Below are 22518 nucleotides of genomic sequence, written 5' to 3'. Positions count from 1 at the left end.
CCCGGACTCCCACAAGGAAGACTTCCGATGCGCATCACGCTCCGTCGCCTGGCCATCGCCACGGCCTGCTCGATGGCCACCCTCGCCATCGCCGCCGAATCCACCGCGACCTCGGCCGCCGCCTCCGGAACGGCGGATGCCGTCGCCCGCAGCACGCCGGTCCGGCCCGCCCTCGTCGACCCGTCGCTCGGTTTCTATCGCCAGCCCGCGCTGCGCGGCGACCGCCTGGTGTTCGTCGCGGAAGGCGATCTCTGGCAGGCCAACGTCGGTGGCGGCACCGCGCAGCGCCTGACCACGCACGGCGGCGCGGAGACCTTCCCGGCCGTCTCGCCCGACGGCCGCTGGATCGCCTTCGTCGGCCAGCAGGAATCCGCCGGCGACGTCTTCGTGATGCCCGCGGCCGGCGGCATCGCCCGCCGCCTGACCTGGGACACCGGCGCCGTGCGCGTCTGGGGCATCACCGCCGACAACGAGGTGCTCTACTCCGGCGCCACCGAACGCGGCGAGCCCGGCACCCAGCTGCACCTGGTCTCCCTCACCAGCGGCCTGCATCGCGCGCTGCCGGTCGGTCAGGCCAGCGACGGCGCGTTGAGCCCTGACGGCAAGACCCTCTACTTCACCCGCAACGGCCTGCGCGGCGACAACGCACGCCAGTACCGCGGCGGCGCGCTCGCCCGGCTGTGGGTGATGGATCTCGCCGGCACCGCCGAGGCCCGGCCGCTGCTGCCCGAAGGCGCCAACGACCGCCGCCCGATGCCCTACAAGGACGCGTCCGGCACCGCCCGAGTCGCCTTCCTCTCCGACCGCGACGGCACCTACAACCTGTGGTCGGTGAAGGCCGACGGCTCCGACCTGCGCCAGCACACCCGCCACAAGGGCTGGGACGTCCGCCATGCCAGCCTGGACGGCGCGCAGGCGGTCTACGCGCTCGGTGCCGACCTCTACCGCGTCGACCTCGACGGCAGCGCCGCCGAACGGAAGATCGACCTCCGCCTGGCCGGCGACTACGACCAGCAGCGCAAGCGCTGGATCGCTCGTCCGCAGGACTTCCTGACCGGCGTCTCGCTCTCGCCCAACGGCGAGCAGGTCGTGCTGACCGCGCGTGGCCGCCTCGCCACGCAGGGCGTCGGCCCGCTGCGCCGCGCCGAACTGCCGATCCCCGCCTCCGCCGACGACGCCGGTCGCTGCCGCGACAGCGCCTTCAGCGGCGACAGCCGCGACGTCTTCGCGTTCTGCGACTTCAGCGGCGAATTCGAGATCTGGCGCTTCGCCGCCAACGGCACCGGCCAGCCCAGGCAGATCACCGAAGGCGCCACCGTGCTGCGCCGCAGCCTGTCGCCGTCGCCCGACGGCCGCTGGATCGCGCACACCGACAAGGAAGGCCGGCTCTTCCTCACCGACCTCAAGAACCCCGCCCGCGCCGCCGCGACGCGCGAGGTCGACCACGACACGCTCGGCGACGGCGCCGCGGCGCTGAGCTGGTCGGCGGACGGCAAGTCCCTCGCCTTCGTCCGCACCACGGCGAACCCGTACCGCGAGCAGCTGATGCTGCTCACCGTCGCCGACGGCAAGGTCCATCAGCTCGGCAGCGATCGCTACGCCGCCACCGCGCCGGCCTTCAGCCCCGACGGTCAATGGCTGTACTTCCTGTCGCGTCGCACCTTCAGCGTGACCGGCAACCCCGGCCCCTGGGGCGACCGCAACATGGGTCCCTACTTCGACAAGGGCTGGAAGATCTACGCGATCGCACTGCAGCCGAACCTGCGCTTCCCGTTCGCCGCGCCGGATGAACTCCAAGGCATGAAGGCCAAGGAAGAAGCCGAGATCCGCGAGCAGGAGAAGGACAAGCCCGACAACAAGGAGTCCAAGCAGAAGGTCGAGGAAGCCAAGGCTGACGCGGCCAAGGAAGCCAAGCCTGCCGCCGCGAAGGGCGGCAAACCCGAGATCCAGATCCCGGGCCTGGCGCTGCGCCTGTACGAGGTCCCGGCCGCCGCCGGCAACTACAGCGGTCTGGCGGTCGACTCCAAGCGCCTGTATGTGCAGGAAGGCACCGCCTTGCGCCAGCTGCCGATCGGTCCGCAGGAGACCAAGATCGAGACCTTCGCCGACGGCGTCGCCGCCTGGGACCTGAGCGCCGACGGCAAGAAGCTGATGATCCGCCGCTCGGCCGCGCCGGGCACCGCGCCCGAGATCCTGATCGTCGACGCCGGTCCGAAGCTGCCGGGCGATCTGGACAAGTCGCGCGTGCGCTGGTCCGACTGGCAGATTGCGGTCGACCCGAAGGCCGAATGGCGTCAGATGTTCAACGACGCCTGGCGCATGCAGCGCGATTTCTTCTACGACAAGGACATGCACGGCGTGGACTGGGTCGCCATGCGCGCCAAGTACTTCCCGCTGACGGAGCGCGTCACCGAGCGCGGCGAACTCGCCGAGCTGATGGCGCAGATGGTCGGCGAACTCAGCCTGCTGCACAGCCAGGTCGCCCCGGGCGAACTCCGCAAGGGCGCCGAGGAACCCGGCTACGCCGGCCTGGGCGCGCAGCTCGAGCGCGATCCCAAGGGCAACGGCTGGAAGATCACGCGCATCTTCGCCGGCGATCCGGAACTGCCATCGGAGGCCGGCCCGCTCGCCGCGCCCGGCCTCAACATCGCCGAAGGCGCCGTGATCACACAGATCAACGGACGCAAGGCCCAGTCGGTGCCGGATCCCAGCGAGCTGATGCGCGGCCAGGCCGGCAAGCAGGTGCTGCTGCAGATCCGCGAGCCCTCCGGCAAGGAACGCCCGGTCGTCGTGACGCCGGTCGACCTGCGCCGCGAAAGCCAGTTGCGTGTCAACGACTGGCGCTTCAGCCGCGCCAAGCTTGTCGACAAGGGCGGCGACGGCAAGATCGGCTACCTGCACCTGCGTGCGATGACCCGCGACGACATCGGCGATTTCGTCCGCGAGTTCTACGCGCAGAGCGAGCGCGAAGGCCTGATCATCGACGTCCGCCACAACAACGGCGGCAACATCGACAGCTGGATCCTGCAGACGCTGCTGCGCCGCGCCTGGGCCTTCTGGCAGCCGCGCTCGCCCTACGGCAGCAAGCCGTATCCGAACATGCAGCAGGTGTTCCGCGGCAAGGTCGTCGTGATCGCCAACGAGGAGACCTACTCCGACGGCGAGACCTTCTCCGAAGGCTTCAAGCGCCTGGGCCTGGGTCCCGTCATCGGCAAGACGACCTCGGGGGCCGGCGTGTGGCTGTCCGACCAGAACCGCCTGATGGACAACGGCCTGATGCGCGCCGCGGAGAACGGCCAGATCACCGTCGACGGACAGTTCCTCGTCGAGGGCAAGGGCGTGACGCCCGACATCGAGGTCGACAACCCGCCACGGGCGACCGCCAACGGGCAGGACGCGCAGCTCGATGCCGCCATCGCCTGGCTGAAGGACGCGATCGCGAAGGATCCGATCAAGACGCCCAAGCCGGGGCCGTATCTGCGGCCGATCAAGCAGTGACCTGCGCAAACAGAAACGGGAGGCCTTGGCCTCCCGTTTTTCGTTGGCGTCGCGCGTTCAGCTCAGCGTCACGCGCGCGAACTGGCGCTTGCCAACCTGCAGCACCATCGTGCCGGCCTCGACCTTCAAGGCCTTGTCGCTGATGGTCACGCCGTCGATCTTGACGCCGCCCTGCTCGATCTTGCGGTTGCCCTCCCCGTTCGACGGCACCAGGTTCGCCGCCTTCAGCAGTGCGGCGATGCCCATCGGCGCACCGCTCAGCGACAGCTCGGGAATGTCGTCCGGAATGCCGCCGCGGGCGCGGTTGTTGAAGTCGGCCTCCGCGTCTTCCGCCGCCTGCGCGCTGTGGAAACGCGCGGTGATCTCCTTGGCGAGCATCACCTTCGCCTCCTTCGGATTGCGCCCGCCCTCGACCTCGCGCTTCAGCGCGGCGATCTCCTCGATCGACTTGAAACTCAGCAGGTCGAACCACTTCCACATCTGCACGTCGCTGATCGACAGGATCTTGGCGAACATGCCGTTGGCCGGCTCGGTGATGCCGACGTAGTTGTTCTTGGACTTGGACATCTTCTCGACGCCGTCCAGCCCTTCCAGCAGCGGCATCGTCAGGATGCACTGCGACTCCTGGCCGTACTCGGCCTGCAGATGGCGGCCCATCAGCAGGTTGAACTTCTGGTCGGTGCCGCCGAGCTCCAGGTCGGACTTCAGCGCGACCGAGTCGTAGCCCTGCATCAGGGGGTAGAGGAACTCGTGCACCGAGATCGGCGTGCCGGCGGCGTAGCGCTTGGTGAAGTCGTCGCGCTCCATCATGCGGGCCACCGTGTACTTCGCGGCCAGCTGGATCAGGCCGCGCGCGCCCAGCGGGTCGCTCCATTCGCTGTTGTAGCGGATCTCGGTGCGCGCCGGATCCAGCACCAGGCTGGCCTGCTTGTAGTAGGTCTCGGCGTTGTGCTTGATCTGCTCCGGCGTCAGCGGCGGGCGCGTCGCGTTGCGGCCGGACGGGTCGCCGATCATCGAGGTGAAGTCGCCGATCAGGAAGATCACCTGGTGTCCCAGGTCCTGCAGCTGGCGCATCTTGTTCAGCACCACCGTGTGGCCGACGTGGATGTCGGGCGCCGTCGGGTCCAGGCCCAGCTTGATCCGCAAGGGCTGGCCGGTGGCCTCGGAGCGCGCCAGCTTCTTCAGCCATTCGTCCTGCGGAAGCAATTCCTCGCAGCCGCGCAGGGATTGCTGCATCGCATGACGGACCCGGTCCGTGATCGGAAATTCGGGGGCCGACGCGGCGGGGGTTCGGATGTCAGACATGGCACTTCGGAGCCCGCACGGGCTTACGTAAAGTCTTGATTTACCGGGTTTTCTAGCATTTGTAACCCGGGCCCGCCGCTATACTTTCGGCTGTTTTTGCGGGGCGCAAGGAGGGCAATTCACATGCCTGACCTGTCGCTGCAACGCAAGACGGCGATTCTAGTGGACGCTCCTCGCAGCATCTGGACGCCCTTCAGGGCGTCCTTCGTTTTGCAGGCGCTGCGGATCTCCGGCACGGGCCGTTCGAGCCACGCGCTTTTGCAGGCGTGGCGGCGGGCGGCACTTTCTCAGGCTCCAGAAAAAGGTCTTCGGCGCGTGATGAATTGGAATGACGAATGGCAGCGCGTGCAGCGCACCCTCGCTCGCGCCGAATCCTTCGCGGCCAAACACCCGCGCGCCCTGACCGGCACCGTGGTCGGTGTCCTGAGCTGCTTCGCCGTGACTGCCTTCGGCGTCGCGCCGATGGCCCCTGACGCCGCGGACCTCCCGCAACGCGTCGTCTCCGAATCCATCCCGCTGCAGTCGCTGGACGACCAACTGGCCGACCTGGCCGCGTTCGATCCGGGTCTCTCGCGCAGCGACGTCACCCGCGCCGCCGACACCGCCGATGCGCTGCTCAAGCGCATGGGCGCGTTCGACACGGCAGCAGCCGCCTTCCTGCGCACCGACGACACCGCCAAGAAGCTGCTGACCGGCCGTGTCGGCAAGCGCGTCCAGGTCGTCGCGACCGCCAGCGGCGAGGTGCAGTCCATCGTCGCCCGCTACGCCGCCGAAGCCAGCGAGCAGCTGGACACCCATTTCACCCGCCTGAGCATCACGCGCGAAGGCGACAAGTTCGTCTCCAAGCTCGAGACCGTGGCGTACGAGACCCAGACACGCCTGGGCAGCGGGACGATCCAGTCCTCGCTGTTCGCCGCGACCGACGAGGCCAACGTGCCCGACGCGATCGCCACGCAGCTGGCGGACATGTTCTCGGGCGACATCGACTTCCACCGCGAACTGCGCAAGGGCGACCGCTTCTCGCTGGTCTACGAAACCCTGACCGCCGACGGCGAACCCATCACCTGGGGCAACCGTTCGGGCCGCCTGCTGGCCGCCGAGTTCGTGAACAACGGCAAGAGCTACCAGTCCGTGTTCTTCCGCGACCCGACCAGCGGCAAGAGCAACTACTACGGCTTCGACGGCGAGAGCAAGCGCCGCTCGTTCCTAGCGAGCCCGATGGAGTTCTCGCGCGTCACATCCGGCTTCGCGATGCGCTTCCATCCGATCCTGCAAACTTGGCGCCAGCATCAGGGCATCGACTACGGCGCACCGACCGGCACCGCGGTGCGCAGCGTCGGCGACGGCAACGTCGAGTTCGCGGGCTGGCAGAACGGCTTCGGCAACGTCATCCAGCTCAAGCACAGCGGCAACCGCATGACGGTCTACGCCCACCTGAGCCGGATCGACGTCAAGAAGGGCCAGAAGATCGAGCAAGGGCAGAAGATCGGCGCCGTCGGCTCGACCGGCTGGGCCACCGGGCCGCACCTGCACTTCGAATTCCGCGTCAACGGCAAGCAGCAGGATCCGCGTGTGATTGCCCGCGCCTCCGAGGCCGTCACGCTGCCCGCGACCGCCAAGGCCGCATTCAAGGCACAGGTCGCCAGCGCGAAGAACGCGCTCGAGGCTGCGGCCTCGATCCACGACGGCGTCGTCGGCGAGTAAGGCGTCCGGCGCTCGCCGCAAGCGCTTCGCTTCCCAGCCCCTTCGGCCATGACGACCTCCGGCGCCGAGCTCTACATCGGACTGATGTCCGGCACCTCGCTCGATGGTGTCGACGCGGTACTGGTGCGGGCCGAGGCCAATGGTCGCGTTCACGCCCTCGCCCACGACTACCAGCCCTTCGGTCCAGAGCTGCGCGCGGAGCTGCTCGCGCTCAACAGCCCCGGTGACAACGAACTGCAGCGTGCCGCGCTCGCTGGCAACGCCATGGCCCGCGCCTACGCGCAGGCCTGCCGATCATTGCTGATGTCCCAGCGACTGGCGCCGCAGGAAATCCGCGCGATCGGCGCGCACGGGCAGACGGTGCGGCACCGGCCCGGCGAGTTTGATGGCACCGGCTTCACGATCCAGTTGCTCAACGCCGCGCTGTTGGCCGAGCTCACCGGCATTGCCGTTGTCCACGATCTGCGCAGTCGCGACCTGGCGGTGGGGGGTCAGGGCGCGCCACTGGTGCCGGCCTTCCACCGCGCGGTACTGGGGCAGGACGGCACCGACATGGTCGTGCTGAACGTCGGCGGCATCAGCAATGTGAGCCTCCTTTGGGCCGACGGCCGCAGCGGCGGCTTCGACTGCGGCCCCGGCAACTGCCTGATGGACGGATGGATCCATCGCCATCAGGGCGCCGAATACGACGCCAGCGGCCAATGGGCCGCGCAGGGGCAGGTGCATGCGGGGTTGCTCGATGCGCTGCTGGCCGAGCCCTACTTCCGCCAAGCCCCGCCGCGCAGCACGGGGCGGGATCTGTTCCACCTCGGTTGGCTCGATGCCAGGATCGCGGCGCACGCGCCGCGTGTTTCCGCCGTTGATGTGCAGGCGACGTTGCTTGAGTTGAGCGCGCTTTGCGTCCTCGACAGTCTGGTCGCCTTCGCGCCGGGCGCATGGCGCGAGCTGCTCGTCTGCGGCGGTGGCGCGTTCAACGACACGCTGCTGAAGCGGCTGCAGGTGCTGCTGCCCACGGTGGCCGTCAGCACCACCGCGGCGAAGGGATTGCCACCGATGCAAGTCGAAGGCGCCGCCTTCGCATGGCTGGCCATGCGTCATGTGCGCGGGCTGCCCGGCAACCTGCCCGCAGTGACCGGCGCGTCGGGCCCTCGTGTGCTGGGCAGCTACACACCCGCCTGAGAACCTCGGAACAGGCTCCACACCCCAGAAACGACAAGACCGCCCGAAGGCGGTCTTTGTCATTCGGCCCGAGGGCCGGTGCGTCCGACGAGTCCGGAGCGTGCTCCGATCAGACCGAGAAGCTCGAACCGCAACCGCAGGTCGTCTGCGCGTTCGGGTTCTTGATCACGAACTGGGCGCCCTGCAGGTCTTCCTTGTAGTCGATCTCGGCGCCCACCAGGTACTGCAGGCTCATCGCGTCGATCAGCAGCGTCACGCCGTTCTTGGCCATCTGCGTGTCGTCGTCGTTCACGGCCTCGTCGAAGGTGAAACCGTACTGGAAGCCGGAGCAACCGCCACCTTGCACGAACACGCGCAGCTTCAGTTCCGGATTGCCTTCTTCGAGCACCAGCTCGCGCACCTTCTCAGCCGCGCTGTCGGTGAAGACCAGCGGTGCCGGCATGCCGCCCAGATCGGTGGATGTGGTTTCGAGGACTGCGCTCATCGTGGATCCTGTTGTGTCGGAGGAATGGCGGGATTATCTCAAAGCCCCCGCACATGCAACGGACGTTTGGAGATAAGCCCCTTCAGCAGGATATGCACCCTGCCGGACAAAAAACAAGGCCGCTGAAGCAGCGGCCTTGTTCTTGAGCTTTCGCCGCCGGCAACATCCCAACCCGGATGCCACCAGCGGACGGAAGTCGATCAGCGCTTGCTGAACTGCTTCCGGCGACGGGCGCCGTGCAGACCGACCTTCTTACGCTCGACTTCACGCGCATCACGCGTGACGAAGCCGGCGCGGCTCAGTTCGGGCTTCAGGGCCGCGTCATAGTCGATCAGCGCGCGGGTGATACCCAGGCGGACCGCGCCGGCCTGGCCGGACTCGCCGCCGCCGTGCACGTTGACCTTGATGTCGAACGCTTCACCATTGTTCGTCAACAGCAGAGGCTGGCGCGAAATCATGATGGACGTCTGACGGCCGAAGTACTGCTCGATCGAGCGGCCATTCACCGTGATTTGGCCAGTGCCCTTCTTGATGAAGACACGTGCCACAGACGACTTGCGACGGCCGGTACCGTAGTTCCAGTTTCCGATCATCTCCGCTCCTTAGATTTCCAGCGCCTTGGGCTGCTGGGCGGTGTGCGGATGCGTGTCGCCCGCATACACCTTCAGCTTCTTGATCATCGCGTAGCCGAGCGGGCCCTTGGGCAGCATGCCCTTGACGGCCTTTTCCAGGGCACGGCCCGGATGCTTGGCTTGCATGTCCTTGAACTTGGTGGCGTAGATGCCGCCCGGGAAACCCGAGTGACGGTAGTACACCTTGTCCGTGGCCTTGTTGCCGGTGACGCGCAGCTTCTCGGCGTTGATGATGACGATGAAGTCACCGGTATCGACGTGAGGCGTGTAGATGGCCTTGTGCTTGCCGCGCAAACGGAGTGCCACTTCGCTGGCAACACGTCCGAGCACCTTGTCGGTGGCGTCAATCACAAACCACTCGTGCGTCACTTCGGCCGGCTTGGCGCTGAAGGTCTTCATGAGATTCTTTCAAAAGGCGAAACTTCGGGCGATCTGCCCCCGTACGCTCGGTGCACGCTTTTGCTTGCGGCCTCTCACGGACGTTCCCCCGCTGCCTTGGAAACGGGAAAGCCGACGAGTCTAGCAGAACCCGTTCGAAAGCCCAAATCCTGACCGCCGATGCGGCCCCATCCGCCCTGCCCACCGCCCTTCCGACCCGATTTGTGACGCGTCCGGGGAGGCGCCGGGACCGTTCCCCGCTAGCATCCCTCCCCATCGCCGAGCCCGCCATGCCCACCCCGCCCGATCCCCGCCCGAACACGCCCCGGCCGAAGGCGCCGGAGGCCGCGCCGTCCTCCCGCTGGAGCCCGCGCGCGATGCTGGCGCGCTGGACCGGCTGGGTGCCGATCCGCTCGCTGGGCAAGCGCCACCGCAAGCGCATCCTGCAGCACCTGCTGGCGCTCGGCGAGCGCGACCGCTACCTGCGCTTCGGTTATCCGGCGCGCGACGAGCAGATCGGGAAGTACGTCGCCGGCCTGGATCTGGTGCGCGACGAGGTGCTGGGCATCTTCAACCGCCGCCTGCAGCTGATCGCCGTGGCCCACCTGGCCTACGCGCCGGCGCCGCAGATCAAGGGCCGTCCGGCGATGGCGGAATTCGGCGTCTCGGTCGCCACATCCGCCCGTGGCAAGGGCTTCGGCGGCCGGCTGTTCGAACGTGCCTCGCTGCACGCGCGCAACCGCGGCATCGACACGCTCTTCATCCACGCGCTCAGCGAGAACGCCCCGATGCTGAAGATCGCCCGCAACGCCGGCGCGACGGTCGAGCGCGATGGCGGCGAATCCGAAGCCTGGCTTCGCCTGCCGCCGGACTCGGTGTCCTCGCACGTGGACGAGGCCCTCGAGCGTCACATGGCCGAATGGGACTTCCAGTTCAAGCGCCACATGCGCACCGTCGGCGACTTCCTGGACGGCGTGGCGGAAGTGAAGTCCCGCATCCGCAAGGCGCGCGACCGTTCCGACGACCCGGATTCCAAACGCTGACAAACCGCTGATCGCACAGGTACCGGTTTCATTCCCTCCCGGCCCACCCGATTCCAGGGGGTTCCGGGGCGATTGCGGATGCAATTTGTAACGCCTTTCCGCTACATTCCCGCGATCCGCCCGGTACGGTGTCTCTGATCCGCTGCTCCCGTGCGTCCGCCGGCGTCCTCGCGCGCCATCCGTCCGGTCCGTCCAGCTCATTGGGATATGCAGAACCTGCTTCCGTGGATCATCGCGGGGCTGTCGGCGCTGGCAGTCCTGGGGCTGGCCGCCGCACTGCTGCTGCGGCGCCCGCGTCGCGAGCGCAAGCCGCTGCCCACGGAGTGGTCGCTCAACGCCCGTCCCGTCTTCAGCGCCGACGAACGCCGCGTCTTCCGCCTGCTGCGCGAGGCGCTGCCGCACCACGTCGTCATGTGCAAGCTGCCGATGGTGCGCTTCTGCCAGCCGACCGAAGCCCGCGACGTGCGCTACTGGTATGAGCTGCTGGGCGGCATCAGCGTGAACTTCGCGATCTGCAGCCCCAATGGTCGCGTGCTCGCCGCGATCGACATCGAGACGGACCGACCGGGCTCCGCGCGCAACCTGCAGATCAAGCAGGCGGTCCTGGCCGCGTGCCGCATCCGCTACCTGCGCACCTCGGTGGACACCCTGCCGAGCGCCACCGAATTGCAACTGCTTGTGCCTTACAGCAACCAGGGCAGCCGGGCCGGCATGGCGGCGATGCCGCGCACAGGCGCCACGCACCTGCCCAGCGCCCCGCCGGTCGCCCCGCGCCGCCCGGCCCCGGCGGCCGCGCCGGCGACATCGCGCAACACGCTGTGGAACGATTCGCCGGTGTTCAGCGATTCCTTCTTCGCGCCGGACAGCCGCTACGACGCCTTCAGCGGCGAATCGATGCAGGCGCCGCTGCCGTCCGCGGAGCCGCGTGCCCGCGGCTATCGACCGCGCGCCGGCGCCCAGGACGCCCCGGGCTTCCGGGATTCCCAGCTCCGCGATCCCCAGCTCCGGGACCCGCATGGGCGCGATGCGCAGTTCCGCGACTCCCAGTACGGTCGCGACTTCCCGACCTTGCCCGGCGAACTGCCGGACCCCGACATCGGCGGCGTGGTCGTCGACTCGCCCCGCTACGGGCGGCGCTAAGCTACGCCCCTGCCCGCTCTTCGAGGACACGACGGCGCTTCGGCGCCGTTTTTGTTGCCCTCGCCGCTCCGATGACTGACATGACGGCCGGTTTCGGCCTCCTGACCCCCGAACTGATGCTCGACGCGCTCGAGCACGCGGGCCTGCGCCCCGACGGCCGACTGCTGCAGCTGAACTCCTACGAGAACCGCGTGCTGATGGCGCATCTGGAGGACGGGTCGGCGGTGGTGGCGAAGTTCTACCGGCCCGGCCGTTGGAGCGACGCGCAGATCCTGGAGGAACACGCGTTCGCGCGCGCATTGGCCGACGCCGAGGTGCCCGTCGTCCCGCCGCTGCTGCTGACGACCGACGACACGTCGGGCACGCTCGGCCACTTCCAGGGCCAGCGTTTCGCGGTGACGCCGCGGCAGGGCGGTCGCGCGCCGGAGCTCGAGGATCCTGAAGTGCTGCGCTGGATCGGCCGCCTGCTGGCGCGACTGCATGAGGTCGGCCAGCGCGAGCCCTTCCAGCATCGCCTCGCATGGAACAGCGCCGCGCCCGCGCGCGAGGCGCGCGACTGGCTGCGCGCGAACGACACGCTGGCCCCCGAGGTGGCGGCCAACTGGCACGACGCCGCGGCCCGATGCATCGATGCCATCGACGCCGCCTTCGATGCGCTGCCGGATCGCCGCGCGCTGCGCCTGCACGGCGATTGCCATCCGGGCAACATCCTCTGGACGCCGGATCGGGGACCGCACTTCGTGGACCTCGACGACGCCGCGCAGGGCCCCGCGGTGCAGGACCTGTGGATGCTGCTGTCCGGCGAGCCCGACGCGGCGCGGCGGCAGCTCGATGCCTTGCTGGACGGCTACGAGAGCGTGCGTGAATTCGACTGGCGTGAGCTGAGGCTGGTCGAGGCGCTGCGCACGCAACGGATGATCCATCACAGCGCCTGGCTGGCGCGACGCTGGGACGACCCGGCCTTCCCGGCGGCGTTCCCCTGGTTCGGCACGCCGAACTATTGGAGCGACCAGGTCGTGAAGCTGCGGGAGCAGCTCGATGTCATGCAGGTGGAAACGCGCCGTCACGACGCCTGGCCCGGATGACGCCAGGGAGCGCGGCGACGCGCTCCGGACGCAACGGCCCTCTCCAGCGGTCCCCTCACCGATTCGAGGCAGGGAGGGCGATCAAGGTCCAGCGCTGAGGTCCCCGATTTCCTGGCCGGGGCCACTCGGCGCGGACGACTGAGACGACGTTCCATTGCTCAGGAGCGTTCGCCATGCCGTCCTCGCTGCATCTGCAGATCCCGCTGCCCCGGCTGTCGTCGACCCCGACGCCGTCGCGGTCGACGCCCGCCCGGACCGGGCCGGGAATCTCCCTTGAACAAGTGTTGCTCACCCCGCTCGGACATCCGGCCGTCCACGCCGAGGAGGGGCGTCTGCATGTCATCCTGTCGACCGTCGGGCACGCCGTGCGCGGCGGCGCGGCGGACGCCGACCCCTTGCTGGCCGACCGGCGCGACGCGCTGCGGGACGAGGTGCTCGCCCACCTGATCGGACGACTGCGCGATGCCCGCATCGAGCCCGCGGAACGGCAGTTCCTGCAGACCTTGTCGGAACGGCTGGTGAGTGCGGTACTGGATGGCGCCTACGCGGGATTGCTGGGCAACGGAGGCCCGCGCGACACGCTCGCGAAGGCCATCCTCGAACCGCAGGACCTGCGGGTCGCCTCGATGCTCCGGACCTGGACCATCGGCGACGTCGGCACGCAGAACCTGGGGGGAGCCTCGTCCCCGCTCCTTCGCCAGAAGATCCCCGTGCATCGCGCCAGCGGGCTTCTGGCGGAGGGATTGCTGGTGGTGAACAGCCTGGTCCGGCAATCGGTCGGCGACTCACTGCCGGACGCCCTGGCGGACCGCATCGCCGCGGCACGACTGACGGCCGCCGCCCTCTATTCGGGGAGCGCCCGCGTGCCGTTCCTGCTGGACCTGGATCATCTGGCGAAGGTGGTCGGGATACGCGACACCCTGGCGCGAGGCCATGTCGGCACGCTGCGGAAACTCTGGCGCCCGCTGCGGACCTTGTCCAACCTGGACATGATGGGCCCGCTGCATTTCCTGTCCAGCACGCCGGACGGTTCAGTGCCCTGGGCCCGCGTCAGGCCCGGCCTGTACATCACCCATCAGGAGTCCGCGCTGCTGAAGCTGCTGGTCCCCGAGACGATGCCCAGCGACCCGGACCTTCTCGGCGACCCGCCGGTCCCGCTCCTGCCGGCTTCCGACCGCGTGCCGTTGCCGCTGTTCCACACGCTCGCGCCCGACCTGGAGCAGAGCCTGGACCGGCAGGCCGGGCGCGTGACGTTCACCGGCATCGAAGGTCCCGGGGCGCCGACATTCCAGCTCCATCTGCCGGCGCTCGCCCTGTCGGCAGGGCCGGCGGCGATCCGCACGCAGAACCTGGATCTGGAGCTCGGGGACGCGTTCTGCGTCGCGCTGTTCGGAGATTCGCTGCCCTTCCGCCATGAGCGCATGCCTCCCGAAGCCACCCTGACCGCGGACGAGTTCCGCGTGGGGAACATTCCCGTGGTCAAGCGCGGTGACGGCGGGCGTTGGGAATTCCAGGCCCACGGCACCGCCGTGGTCCGCCACATCTTCGGCGAGCCCGCCTTCCACGGTGCGCGCGTTCCCGACCTGTCGGCCTGGAGCGCCACGACCGGCACCTACACGTCGCGCCTGCCCGCCGACACCTTGCCGGACGCCCGCAGCCCGATGCTGCGCGTGTTCGTGCAGATGGAGGACGACGCCGCGATCCATGCCGCCGGGGCGACGCTCAGCCGCATCCATCCGAACGAACTCGTCTGGGTGCAACTCCATCCGGACGGCAGCTACAAGGTGGTGCGGGGTCAGTCCTTGCTGGCGAACGCCATGCCGGATGCGCGCGTGAAGCTGATCGTGAACGGCCACGGCCACACCTCCTGGATCACGAAGGAGCGGCTGCTCAGCGGCCGCTCCGCGACGGACCTGGCCGTGGCGCTGAAAGGGCTCATGACGAGGCTCGAGACGCCGGACCGTCCGCTTCCGAAGATCTCCAGCGTCGATCTGCTCAGTTGCTCGCTGGAGACGCCCGCCACGCTTCGCAGCTTCGGCCGCGAGTTCACGAGCGAAGCCGTGACCCAGGCGCTGGGGCGGCCGGGCATGGAAACGACGGTCTACACCGACACCGTGCTCCTGGACTACGGCCACCGGCGCCTTCGCAAGGGCACGCGGCCCCACCCCCAGGCACCTGCCGTGCGCCGCGCCGCGGGAAAGACCTGGGTGTACTGGTCCGATCCGGACACGGGCAGCCTCCGCGTCCGCGACAAGTACCCCGATGGGGGCGTGGGGGAGCCGGCGCGCGCCGCCTGCTGCGTCGTCCTGGACGGCGCCGCGGACGACCGCGCGACCGAGCGGTTCCACGCGTTCGCGCGCGCCAGGATCGGGGAGAGTTTCCAGATCCGCCGGCGGTTCAAGGAGGTGGTGGATCAGCATCGCCCCGCGGGCATGGTGCTGCTCCCCCGGATCGACGACCTGGCCGAGGGTCCTCTGACCCTGACCTACCTCGACCTGTCGACGGACGCCACGGTGAGTCGCACCGTCACCGCACCCGCCGATCGTCAGGCGCTGCGCGCCGGCATCGCCGTGATCCATGACGGGCTGTCCCAGCTCGAGACGCGCGACAACGACGTGATGTCCGCCGGCCGCGGCCTGGACCTGCTCAACGTCGGCATGCTGGCCCTGTCGCTGAAGGACTTGTCCACGAACTCGCCCGAGGGCATGCGCTATCAGGGCGCGCTCTGGTACCTGGGCGTCGCCCAGCAAGGTCTGCAGGCGGGCGCCGATGTCGCGGCGATGGTCGCCGATGTCCGCGCGGCCATGAGCCAGTCCCAGCTGCTTCCGATGGACGGCCTGGTGCGTACGAGCAATCAGTTGTCCAGGGCGCTGTCGACACTGGGCGGCGCGGCGCAGGCCGGCGTCCTGATGGCCGACCTGAACGAACTGGTCCAGGCGCTGAATCTCGGCACCAGCACCGACGTCTCGCGCGCCACGGTCAAGCTGGTCATCGATTCCGAGGGCTTGCTGCTGGCGGGGGCCGCCGCGGTCGCGGATCTGCTGGGCGCCTCGCTGCTTGCCGCCGCGGCCGATTGCGCCCTGGTGCCGATCACGGGACTGGGTTACGGGATCGTGGAACTCAACCGGGCCGTCACCGGCGCGATCGCACGCGTCGATCGCAACCTCCGGCCGCTGCGCCAGATCAATCGGGGATACATCGAACCGCTGCGGCGCGTGCGGGCCGGCCCGACGCATGGCGCCGAGGTGCTGCTGGCCAACGGCTGGGCGCCGATGAAACGCATCGATTTCCGCAAGGGCGAAGTGGTGTTCGCCGACGCATCGATGGGCGCTTCGGCGCTGCAGGCCAGCCAGCTGTACTGGCAGGCCGGCAGCCGGCGACTGCACGACTGGTGGGTGGCCGACGGCTCGGACCGGCAGGCCACCTATGCGCGTGACGGGCTGGACATGGACCTCTGGACGCTGATGCGCACCGCGGACCGGGCCACCGTTCCGCGCGTGCCGCTTCCCCGGCCGCTGCGCGATCCAGGTCTGGTGCTGGTGCTCATGACGTCGCCCAATGTCCGGATCCACCACGACGGGTATTCCTCCTCCCGGGCCGGCGGCGATTTCTCGCTGTTGCACGACGACCTGATCGAACGGATGCAGGTGAACAGCGATGCCCGATTCGTCGGCGACTACGTGACCTCGAGCAGCTTCGCCAAATCGGCGGATCTGTGGCGCTACGAGTACCTGAGCACCCTGCTGGAGGTCGTCCTCGACGACCAGAACCGCGTGCTGGCGCTCCCCGCCGCCTCGGAGGCCGAGGGCAACCGGTTCGTCTTCGACGACCAGAATGCCCGCACCCTCCTGCCGCTCGACCAGTCGCTGGTCCATCTCCGGCTGCTGGGCGGCGGCGGCCGCTACACGCTGGCGCTGCCGCCGGACGGCACCGTGCGCAACCCGGTCATCATCCTGCCCGCCACCCAGGGACGCGACGTCTGGACCTTCATGCGCAAGGGCGGGCTGGCCCGAGGCGGCCAGCCCGTCGACTTCATCGACGGGGACCAGAAGGGCGTCCGCATCGGCGGCCAGGAGCTGCGCTTCGAAGCCTTGAACGATGCGGTCATCCAACTCGCGGACCCCCTGGTACCCGACGTGCGGGTTCTGCTGGACCTCGACAACCGGCGGGCCTCGCTGATGCTGGCATTGCCGGCGTGGTCCACCACCCTGCGTCCCGAGACGGCGCTGAGGAAGGCACTGATCGCGTTGGCACCACCGGCGGAGCTCCGTCCCGATTCGCTGTTCCTGCCCCTCGCTCAGGAACACATCCACCGGCAGATCCACCTGTCCAGTTCGCTGGAAGACGGCGAGGCGCTCTCAGGGCTGATGGACCCGGTCTCCGGCGCGGCCGCGCTCCATAGCAAGCGGCATCTGATGCTCTTCAGACCGGGCGCCACGATCGGCACCGGCGCGTGGGCCCGCTATGACCTGCGCGGCGGGGAGGTCAGCCTCGACCCCGAAGGACGTCCCATGGTCCGCTACGACGGCGGTCATTTCCTCCAGCCGATCACCTACACCTTCCGGCAGGAATCCGGAGAGTTCGCCCGCGAGCCCGTGATGCTCACCGACGCCGGCGAAGAAGCGTTGATGCGATGGCTCCGGGGGAATCCTCGATGGACGCCGCAACGCCTGACCACGTTCCTGAACGAGCAGCTCGCGGCAGGCACAGAACTCGCCGGCCCCGACGGCGGTCCCCGCAGCCCCTGGAGGCGATCGAATTCTCCGACCGCCTCTCGGCCACCCTCCGCCCGTCCGGCGGTGCCAGTTTCCTGGCGCTCTGGGGCCGGGTGGACGCGCTGGAGCAGTCGGCGGCCGGCGCGCCGACGGTGAGTCTGGCCGCCGATCCCACGCTGGCCGGCGCGCTGTCGCTGGCCGGCGTCGGCGTCGGCGCCCTGCGCAATCCCGGCGTCCAGGCGCTGTCCTCCGACGACATCGCGCTGACGAAACAGTGGCTCATCCTCCACCACGCGCAGGCCTACCTGGCCGCGGGCACGGCACCCGCGGATCTGCTGCCGGCGTTGCCGCGACTGACCGCGCCGCAGCGCCTCCACCTCCAGGGGCTGGTGAACCGCCTCCAGCATCTGCTCGACCAGCATCTGGCCGGCAGGGACCACGGGTCGGCGTGGATCAGGCTGGGGGCGACGCCGCCCGAATCCTCGGAACTGGTCCACCTGTTGCGCGATGCCGGCGTGGACATCCGGATCGACGTGTACTCCCTGGCGGCCGACTCGCACAGCACCGACCGGGACGGCCCGCACGACTACTACGACGTCCTGCCGCCCACCCTGCGGCTGTTCATGCAGGACCTGACCGATCAGTTGACGCGCGACGACCGGTCCACCCATGTGCTCGCGTCCACGGGCGTCGAAGGGCTGGTCGACAGCCCCCTTCAGCAGGCGCTCACCGCCTGGGCCGCGGAGCCCGGCACCTTGCGCGCCGAGGGCCGCATGGGTGGACTGCCCCAGACGCTGCTGGACCGGATCCGGCGCGCCGGCCTGACCGTGCGAGACCCGTCGCCAGGACTGAGCGGCTCGGACGATGCCGCCGCCGAGCACTTCGCCGGTTCGACGCTGGGTCGCATCGCACGCGACGCGGACGGCTGGGAGATCGAGTCGGCGACCTTCAGGCTCTGGCAGGCCCAGGCGGGCGTCCAAGGTCTGCCGCTGGACGCCTGGTACGCACGTCACGCGGAACCGCGCAGTCCGGTCGAGTCCTGCCTGCGCGAATCGGCGGCCACCGCCCTGCGCGATCGGCTGATCCGCGTGCGCGACGAAATGGACCGCGCGAAGTTGTCGCACGCGCCGCTGGCCAACGACGCGCTGCTGGGCCGTCAGTTGCTGACGGCCCTCCAGCGGCTGGTGCCGGGCCCCGAGATCATCAAGGACATCGGAACGACAGGGGGGCGTCCGGGCGACGTGTTCCGGATCGACGGCGGCGACGGCGACGCCCGCTACGCGCTGATGCTGCGTCCCGACCCCGCCTTCCACCAACTCCCGCCCGTTTCCGCGACGTCGAGGGACAACCTCTACTGGGCCGACATCGGGAGCGCCAGGGAGTTGGGCACGGACCTGCGCCTGCGCGTGGACCCGGACCCCGCGCGACCTCAGACCTTCTCCCGCGGGCTGATCGAATGGTGGATGCGACAGCTGTCTCCCGCCTGGTCGCCCGACGGCTACTCCGGTTTCCAGCTCGACGACACGGGCTTCGAAGCGACGACCCAGGGTCGCACGCACTTCGGCTTCACGGACGGTCGCCGCCTCTACATCCGCCTGGATGACGGCGACACCACGCCGTTCCACTTGAAGGACGACGCCGACTTCCGTGCTTTCAAGGCGCAATTCCTCGCGGATCGGGCGGCGCCGGCGCTGGTGCTCATCCAGGGCAACGGACGCCCCATCGACCTGGATGGCGCCACCGCGCTGGGAGCAGCGGAAATCGTGATCCTGGAGGAGATCGACGGCGCACCGCGCCGCATCGACCTGGACGACCTCGGGCTCGATGACGACGAGGCCTTCTACGAAGGCAGCGATCTCCTGATCCACCGGCCGGACAGCGGCCAATTGATCCGGATCCGCAATGCACTCACGGTTTTGTCCGATGATCCCGTCGATGACGACTGGCGGCCCGACCCGTCCACCCGGATCACCGGTCAAGGCGAGGCGCGCTGCCTGGCATGGCCGTCGGTGTCGCGCACGCTGGCGCGGCCCTTGCTGACGGTGCGCAGCGGCCAACTGGAAACGACCCGGGACGACGCCGACCTGCTGATCAGCGACGGGGCGCTCTGGGACCGTGTCCGTCTGCCAGACATCCCGGCATCCGATGCCGCCGTGGCCGCCGTCGGCGCCGACGAGGAACCCGTCGCGCTGTTGCGGCATCCGATCGCTCCCGATGCGTGGCGCATGGCGGCACTGCCGGCATCGCTCGCCACGCTCATGGCCGATGCATCGCAGACCTCGCCACAGAGATGGTCGCTGGCGAGTGATCTACGGGCTGCCGACGGAGAGTCGCTGCTGCAGCGAGCCCCTGACGTTGCCGACGGGGCAGGACGGCCTCAGGGCCGGGACATCCCGCTTGGAGGCACGGCGGCCGCCGCGGCGCCTGCCCATTGGCGGCTGAAAGCCGCGCAGTTCATCGACGCGATGGCGGGCGGCGGGGGGCCGCCCGGCGGCCCCCCGAGCCTGGCGCTGACCTGGCAGTCATCGCCGTGCCGCTCAACGGCCGCGATCCACGCCACGGCCGCATCGATACCCTGACGCCGCGGATCGACCCCACGAGGATCGGGGGCCGCCGCGACGATCAGGCGGCCGGCGGCTCAGCCCAGCAGCAAGGCGTTGACGCGCTTCACGTAGGCGGCCGGATCCTCCAGCACGCCGCCTTCGGCCAGCAGGGCCTGGTCGAACAGCACCTGCGCCAGGTCGCCGAAGCGGGCGTCGTCGCCCTCGATCGCGCCCAGCTTCTTCACCAGCGCGTGGTCGGGGTTGATCTCCAGCGTCGGCTGCGACACCGGCGCGGTCTGGCCGGCCTGCTTCAGCATGCGGGCCAGGTGGCCGCTGATGTCGTGTTCCTCGACCACGATGCAGGCCGGCGAATCCACCAGCCGCGTCGTCACGCGGACGTCCTTGGCGCGGCCTTCCAGCGCGGTCTTCAGACGGTCCAGCACCGGCTTGAACTGCTCGGCGGCTTCCTCGGCCTTCTTCTTCTCTTCCTCGTCCTGGAGCTGGCCGAGGTCGACGGCGCCCTTGGCGACCGACTGCAGCGCCTTGCCCTCGAACTCATGGAGGTGCGACAGCATCCACTCGTCGACGCGCTCGGTCAGCAGCAGCACCTCGATGCCCTTCTTGCGGAAGATCTCGAGCTGCGGGCTGTTCTTCGCGGCGCCCAGGCTGTCGGCCGTGATGTAGAAGATCGCCTCCTGGCCTTCCTTCATCCGCGACACGTAGTCGGCGAACGAGACGTTCTCGTCCGCATGCGTCGACGCGAAGCGCAGCAGCTTGACCAGGCGTTCCTGGTTGGCGTGGTCCTCGCCGACGCCCTCCTTCAGCACCTGGCCGAAGTCGGTCCAGAAGCGCGCGTACTTGTCGCGCTCGCCGGCGTCCTCGCTGTTGGCCAGCGACTCCAGCATGGACAGCACGCGCTTGGTCGAGCCTTCGCGGATCGCCTTCACGTCGCGGCTTTCCTGCAGCAGTTCGCGGCTGACGTTCAGCGGCAGGTCGGCCGAGTCGATCACGCCCTTGACGAAGCGCAGGTAGACCGGCATCAGCGCCTCGGCGTCGTCCATGATGAACACGCGCTTGACGTACAGCTTCACGCCGCCGCGCTTGTCGCGGTTCCACAGGTCGAAGGGCGCCTTGGCCGGGATGTACAGCAGCTGCGTGTATTCGCTGCGGCCCTCGACGCGGTTGTGCGTGAAGGCCAGCGGCGCTTCGGTGTCGTAGCTGATCTGCTGGTAGAACGCGTCGTACTCGGCCTGCGTGATGTCGCTCTTGGCGCGCGTCCACAGCGCGGAGGCCTTGTTCACCGGCTCCCACTCGTCCTTCAGCACCTGGGTCGCGTTGTCGGCGTCCCACTCTTCCTTGCGCATCAGGATGGGCAGCGAGATGTGGTCCGAGTACTTCGAGATCGTCGACTTCAGGCGCCAGGTCTTGAGGAACTCCTCCTCGCCTTCGCGCAGATGCAGGATGACGTCGGTGCCCCGGCCGGGCTTGGTGATGGTCTCGACCTCGAAGTCGCCGGTGCCTTCGGAGGACCAGCGCACGCCCTGCTCGGCCGGCAGGCCGGCGCGACGCGATTCGACCGTGATGCGATCGGCGACGATGAAACCGGAATAGAAGCCGACGCCGAACTGGCCGATCAGGTTCGCGTCCTTCTTCTGGTCGCCTTCGAGCTTGGCCATGAATTCGCGGGTGCCGCTCTTGGCGATCGTGCCGAGGTGGGCGATGGCCTCTTCCGCGGACAGGCCGATGCCGGTGTCGCTGATGGTGACGGTGCGGGCCTCGGTGTCGAAGGACACGCGGACTTCGAGGTTCGGCTGGTCCTCGAACAGTTGCGGATGGTCCAGCGCCTCGAAACGCAGCTTGTCGCAGGCGTCGGAGGCGTTGCTGACCAGCTCGCGCAGGAAGATTTCCTTGTTCGAGTAGAGCGAGTGCGTCACCAGATGCAGGATCTGCTTGACTTCGGCCTGGAAGGAATGGGTTTGCTTGTCCATCGTTCGTGAGAGCGGTGATGCCAAAGGGATGCCAACGGGGTGCGACAGGGCAAGCCCCGATGGGGCCAGGATTATCGCGGCGACAGATGGGCCCGGCCCGGTCCGATTTCAAGGGGGGACGGCTCGCGCCTCTAAACTCCGCGCCCTATGCCGATGATCTACTGGTTCGACTTGTTGGGCGTGGCGGTGTTTGCCGTCAGTGGCGCGCTGGCCGCGATGCAGGCGGGGCTGGACCTGTTCGGTCTGCTGGTGATCGCTGCGATGACGGCGGTGGGCGGCGGCACGCTGCGGGACCTGCTGCTGAACCGGCATCCGGTGTTCTGGATGAAGGACACGCGTTACCTGCTGGTGATCATCGCCAGTGCCCTGGCGGCGCTGATCGTGGGGCCGTTCCCGGAGCATGCGATCGGGATCCTGAAGATCGCCGACGCGCTGGGGCTGGCGCTGTTTGCGCTGTGCGGCACGGAGATCGCCGAGGAGCACGGCTTGAAGCCGATGCCTGCGCTGCTGATGGGCACGCTGACGGCGTGCGGCGGCGGCGTGCTGAGGGACCTGCTCAGCGGGCAGGCGCCGCTGCTGCTGCGCAAGGACATCTACGCGACGGCCGCGATCGGCGGCATCGCGCTGTATTTCCTGCTGAAGGCGATGGGCGTTCCGATGCGCTGGGCTTTCGTCACCGGCATGGTGGGTGTTGCGGCGTTGCGCCTGGCGGCGCTGTACTTCGGCTGGCAACTGCCTGCGCTGCAGATGCTGCAAGTGCATCCCTGACAAGCGCACCGGTCATCCTTTCCGGACGGCGGAAGCCGGGTGCCCCTGAGCGATTT

At 68.8% G+C, this 22518-nt stretch carries 14 protein-coding genes; 9 read left to right on the top strand and 5 right to left on the bottom strand.

The features are described from left to right. Window positions 1-27 precede the first annotated feature (27 nt). Window positions 28-3498, top strand: coding sequence for a S41 family peptidase (locus ACFJIX_RS11340; RefSeq protein ID WP_377160040.1), 3471 nt, complete (start codon window positions 28-30; stop codon window positions 3496-3498). 57 nt (window positions 3499-3555) lie between these two features. On the opposite strand, the gene tyrS is transcribed toward ACFJIX_RS11340, so the two are convergent. Further along, window positions 3556-4734: a tyrosine--tRNA ligase gene (tyrS, locus tag ACFJIX_RS11335; protein WP_377161720.1), complete on the bottom strand. Its 1179-nt coding sequence runs from the start codon at window positions 4732-4734 to the stop codon at window positions 3556-3558. Between the two features lie 414 nt (window positions 4735-5148). On the opposite strand from tyrS, the gene ACFJIX_RS11330 reads away from it, so the two are divergent. Then, complete coding sequence (locus ACFJIX_RS11330) at window positions 5149-6507, top strand: peptidoglycan DD-metalloendopeptidase family protein (protein ID WP_377160038.1); 1359 nt, start codon at window positions 5149-5151, stop codon at window positions 6505-6507. A gap of 48 nt (window positions 6508-6555) precedes the next feature. Continuing rightward, entirely contained in the window at window positions 6556-7686 is a 1131-nt protein-coding gene (locus ACFJIX_RS11325; protein WP_377160036.1) for an anhydro-N-acetylmuramic acid kinase, read from the top strand. A gap of 109 nt (window positions 7687-7795) precedes the next feature. Here the strand turns inward: ACFJIX_RS11325 and erpA are convergent, their stop codons facing one another. The 3 genes from erpA to rplM all read right to left on the bottom strand — a co-directional run bounded on the left by erpA (window position 7796) and on the right by rplM (window position 9201). Next, entirely contained in the window at window positions 7796-8170 is a 375-nt protein-coding gene (gene erpA / locus ACFJIX_RS11320; protein WP_088407855.1) for an iron-sulfur cluster insertion protein ErpA, read from the bottom strand. A gap of 200 nt (window positions 8171-8370) precedes the next feature. Then, window positions 8371-8763: a 30S ribosomal protein S9 gene (gene rpsI, locus ACFJIX_RS11315; protein ID WP_067065532.1), complete on the bottom strand. Its 393-nt coding sequence runs from the start codon at window positions 8761-8763 to the stop codon at window positions 8371-8373. A 9-nt stretch (window positions 8764-8772) separates the two neighbouring features. Further along, window positions 8773-9201: a 50S ribosomal protein L13 gene (rplM, locus tag ACFJIX_RS11310; RefSeq protein WP_067065533.1), complete on the bottom strand. Its 429-nt coding sequence runs from the start codon at window positions 9199-9201 to the stop codon at window positions 8773-8775. Window positions 9202-9470: 269 nt separating this feature from the next. Here rplM and ACFJIX_RS11305 point away from each other — a divergent pair, with 269 nt between their 5' ends. From ACFJIX_RS11305 to ACFJIX_RS11285, 5 genes are all read left to right on the top strand, one after another. Then, window positions 9471-10223 (top strand): GNAT family N-acetyltransferase, encoded by a 753-nt coding sequence (locus tag ACFJIX_RS11305; RefSeq protein WP_377160033.1) that lies wholly within the window; start codon window positions 9471-9473, stop codon window positions 10221-10223. A 207-nt stretch (window positions 10224-10430) separates the two neighbouring features. After that, window positions 10431-11363, top strand: coding sequence for a DUF2726 domain-containing protein (locus ACFJIX_RS11300; RefSeq protein ID WP_377160031.1), 933 nt, complete (start codon window positions 10431-10433; stop codon window positions 11361-11363). 71 nt (window positions 11364-11434) lie between these two features. Further along, window positions 11435-12448 carry a serine/threonine protein kinase gene (locus ACFJIX_RS11295; protein ID WP_377160029.1) on the top strand — a complete coding sequence of 338 codons (1014 nt, stop codon included), beginning with the start codon at window positions 11435-11437 and terminating at the stop codon, window positions 12446-12448. Window positions 12449-12621: 173 nt separating this feature from the next. Beyond that, entirely contained in the window at window positions 12622-17319 is a 4698-nt protein-coding gene (locus tag ACFJIX_RS11290) for a C80 family cysteine peptidase (protein ID WP_377160027.1), read from the top strand. Beyond that, entirely contained in the window at window positions 17277-19742 is a 2466-nt protein-coding gene (locus tag ACFJIX_RS11285) for a hypothetical protein (RefSeq protein WP_377160025.1), read from the top strand. Before ACFJIX_RS11290 ends, ACFJIX_RS11285 begins: the two co-directional genes overlap by 43 nt. Before the next feature lie 59 nt (window positions 19743-19801). Here the strand turns inward: ACFJIX_RS11285 and htpG are convergent, their stop codons facing one another. Further along, window positions 19802-21694, bottom strand: a complete 1893-nt coding sequence (gene htpG, locus ACFJIX_RS11280) for a molecular chaperone HtpG (RefSeq protein WP_377160023.1) — start codon at window positions 21692-21694, stop codon at window positions 19802-19804. Between the two features lie 147 nt (window positions 21695-21841). On the opposite strand from htpG, the gene ACFJIX_RS11275 reads away from it, so the two are divergent. Next, window positions 21842-22462: a trimeric intracellular cation channel family protein gene (locus ACFJIX_RS11275; RefSeq protein ID WP_377160021.1), complete on the top strand. Its 621-nt coding sequence runs from the start codon at window positions 21842-21844 to the stop codon at window positions 22460-22462. Window positions 22463-22518: the final 56 nt, after the last annotated feature.

Origin of the sequence: Roseateles sp. UC29_93 (assembly GCF_042695725.1) — a bacterium.
GTDB classification, from domain to species: Bacteria; Pseudomonadota; Gammaproteobacteria; order Burkholderiales; family Burkholderiaceae_C; genus Roseateles; species Roseateles noduli_A.
Note: the sequence above shows the minus strand (reverse complement) of the source record. Positions and strands in the feature narration are given on the sequence as shown.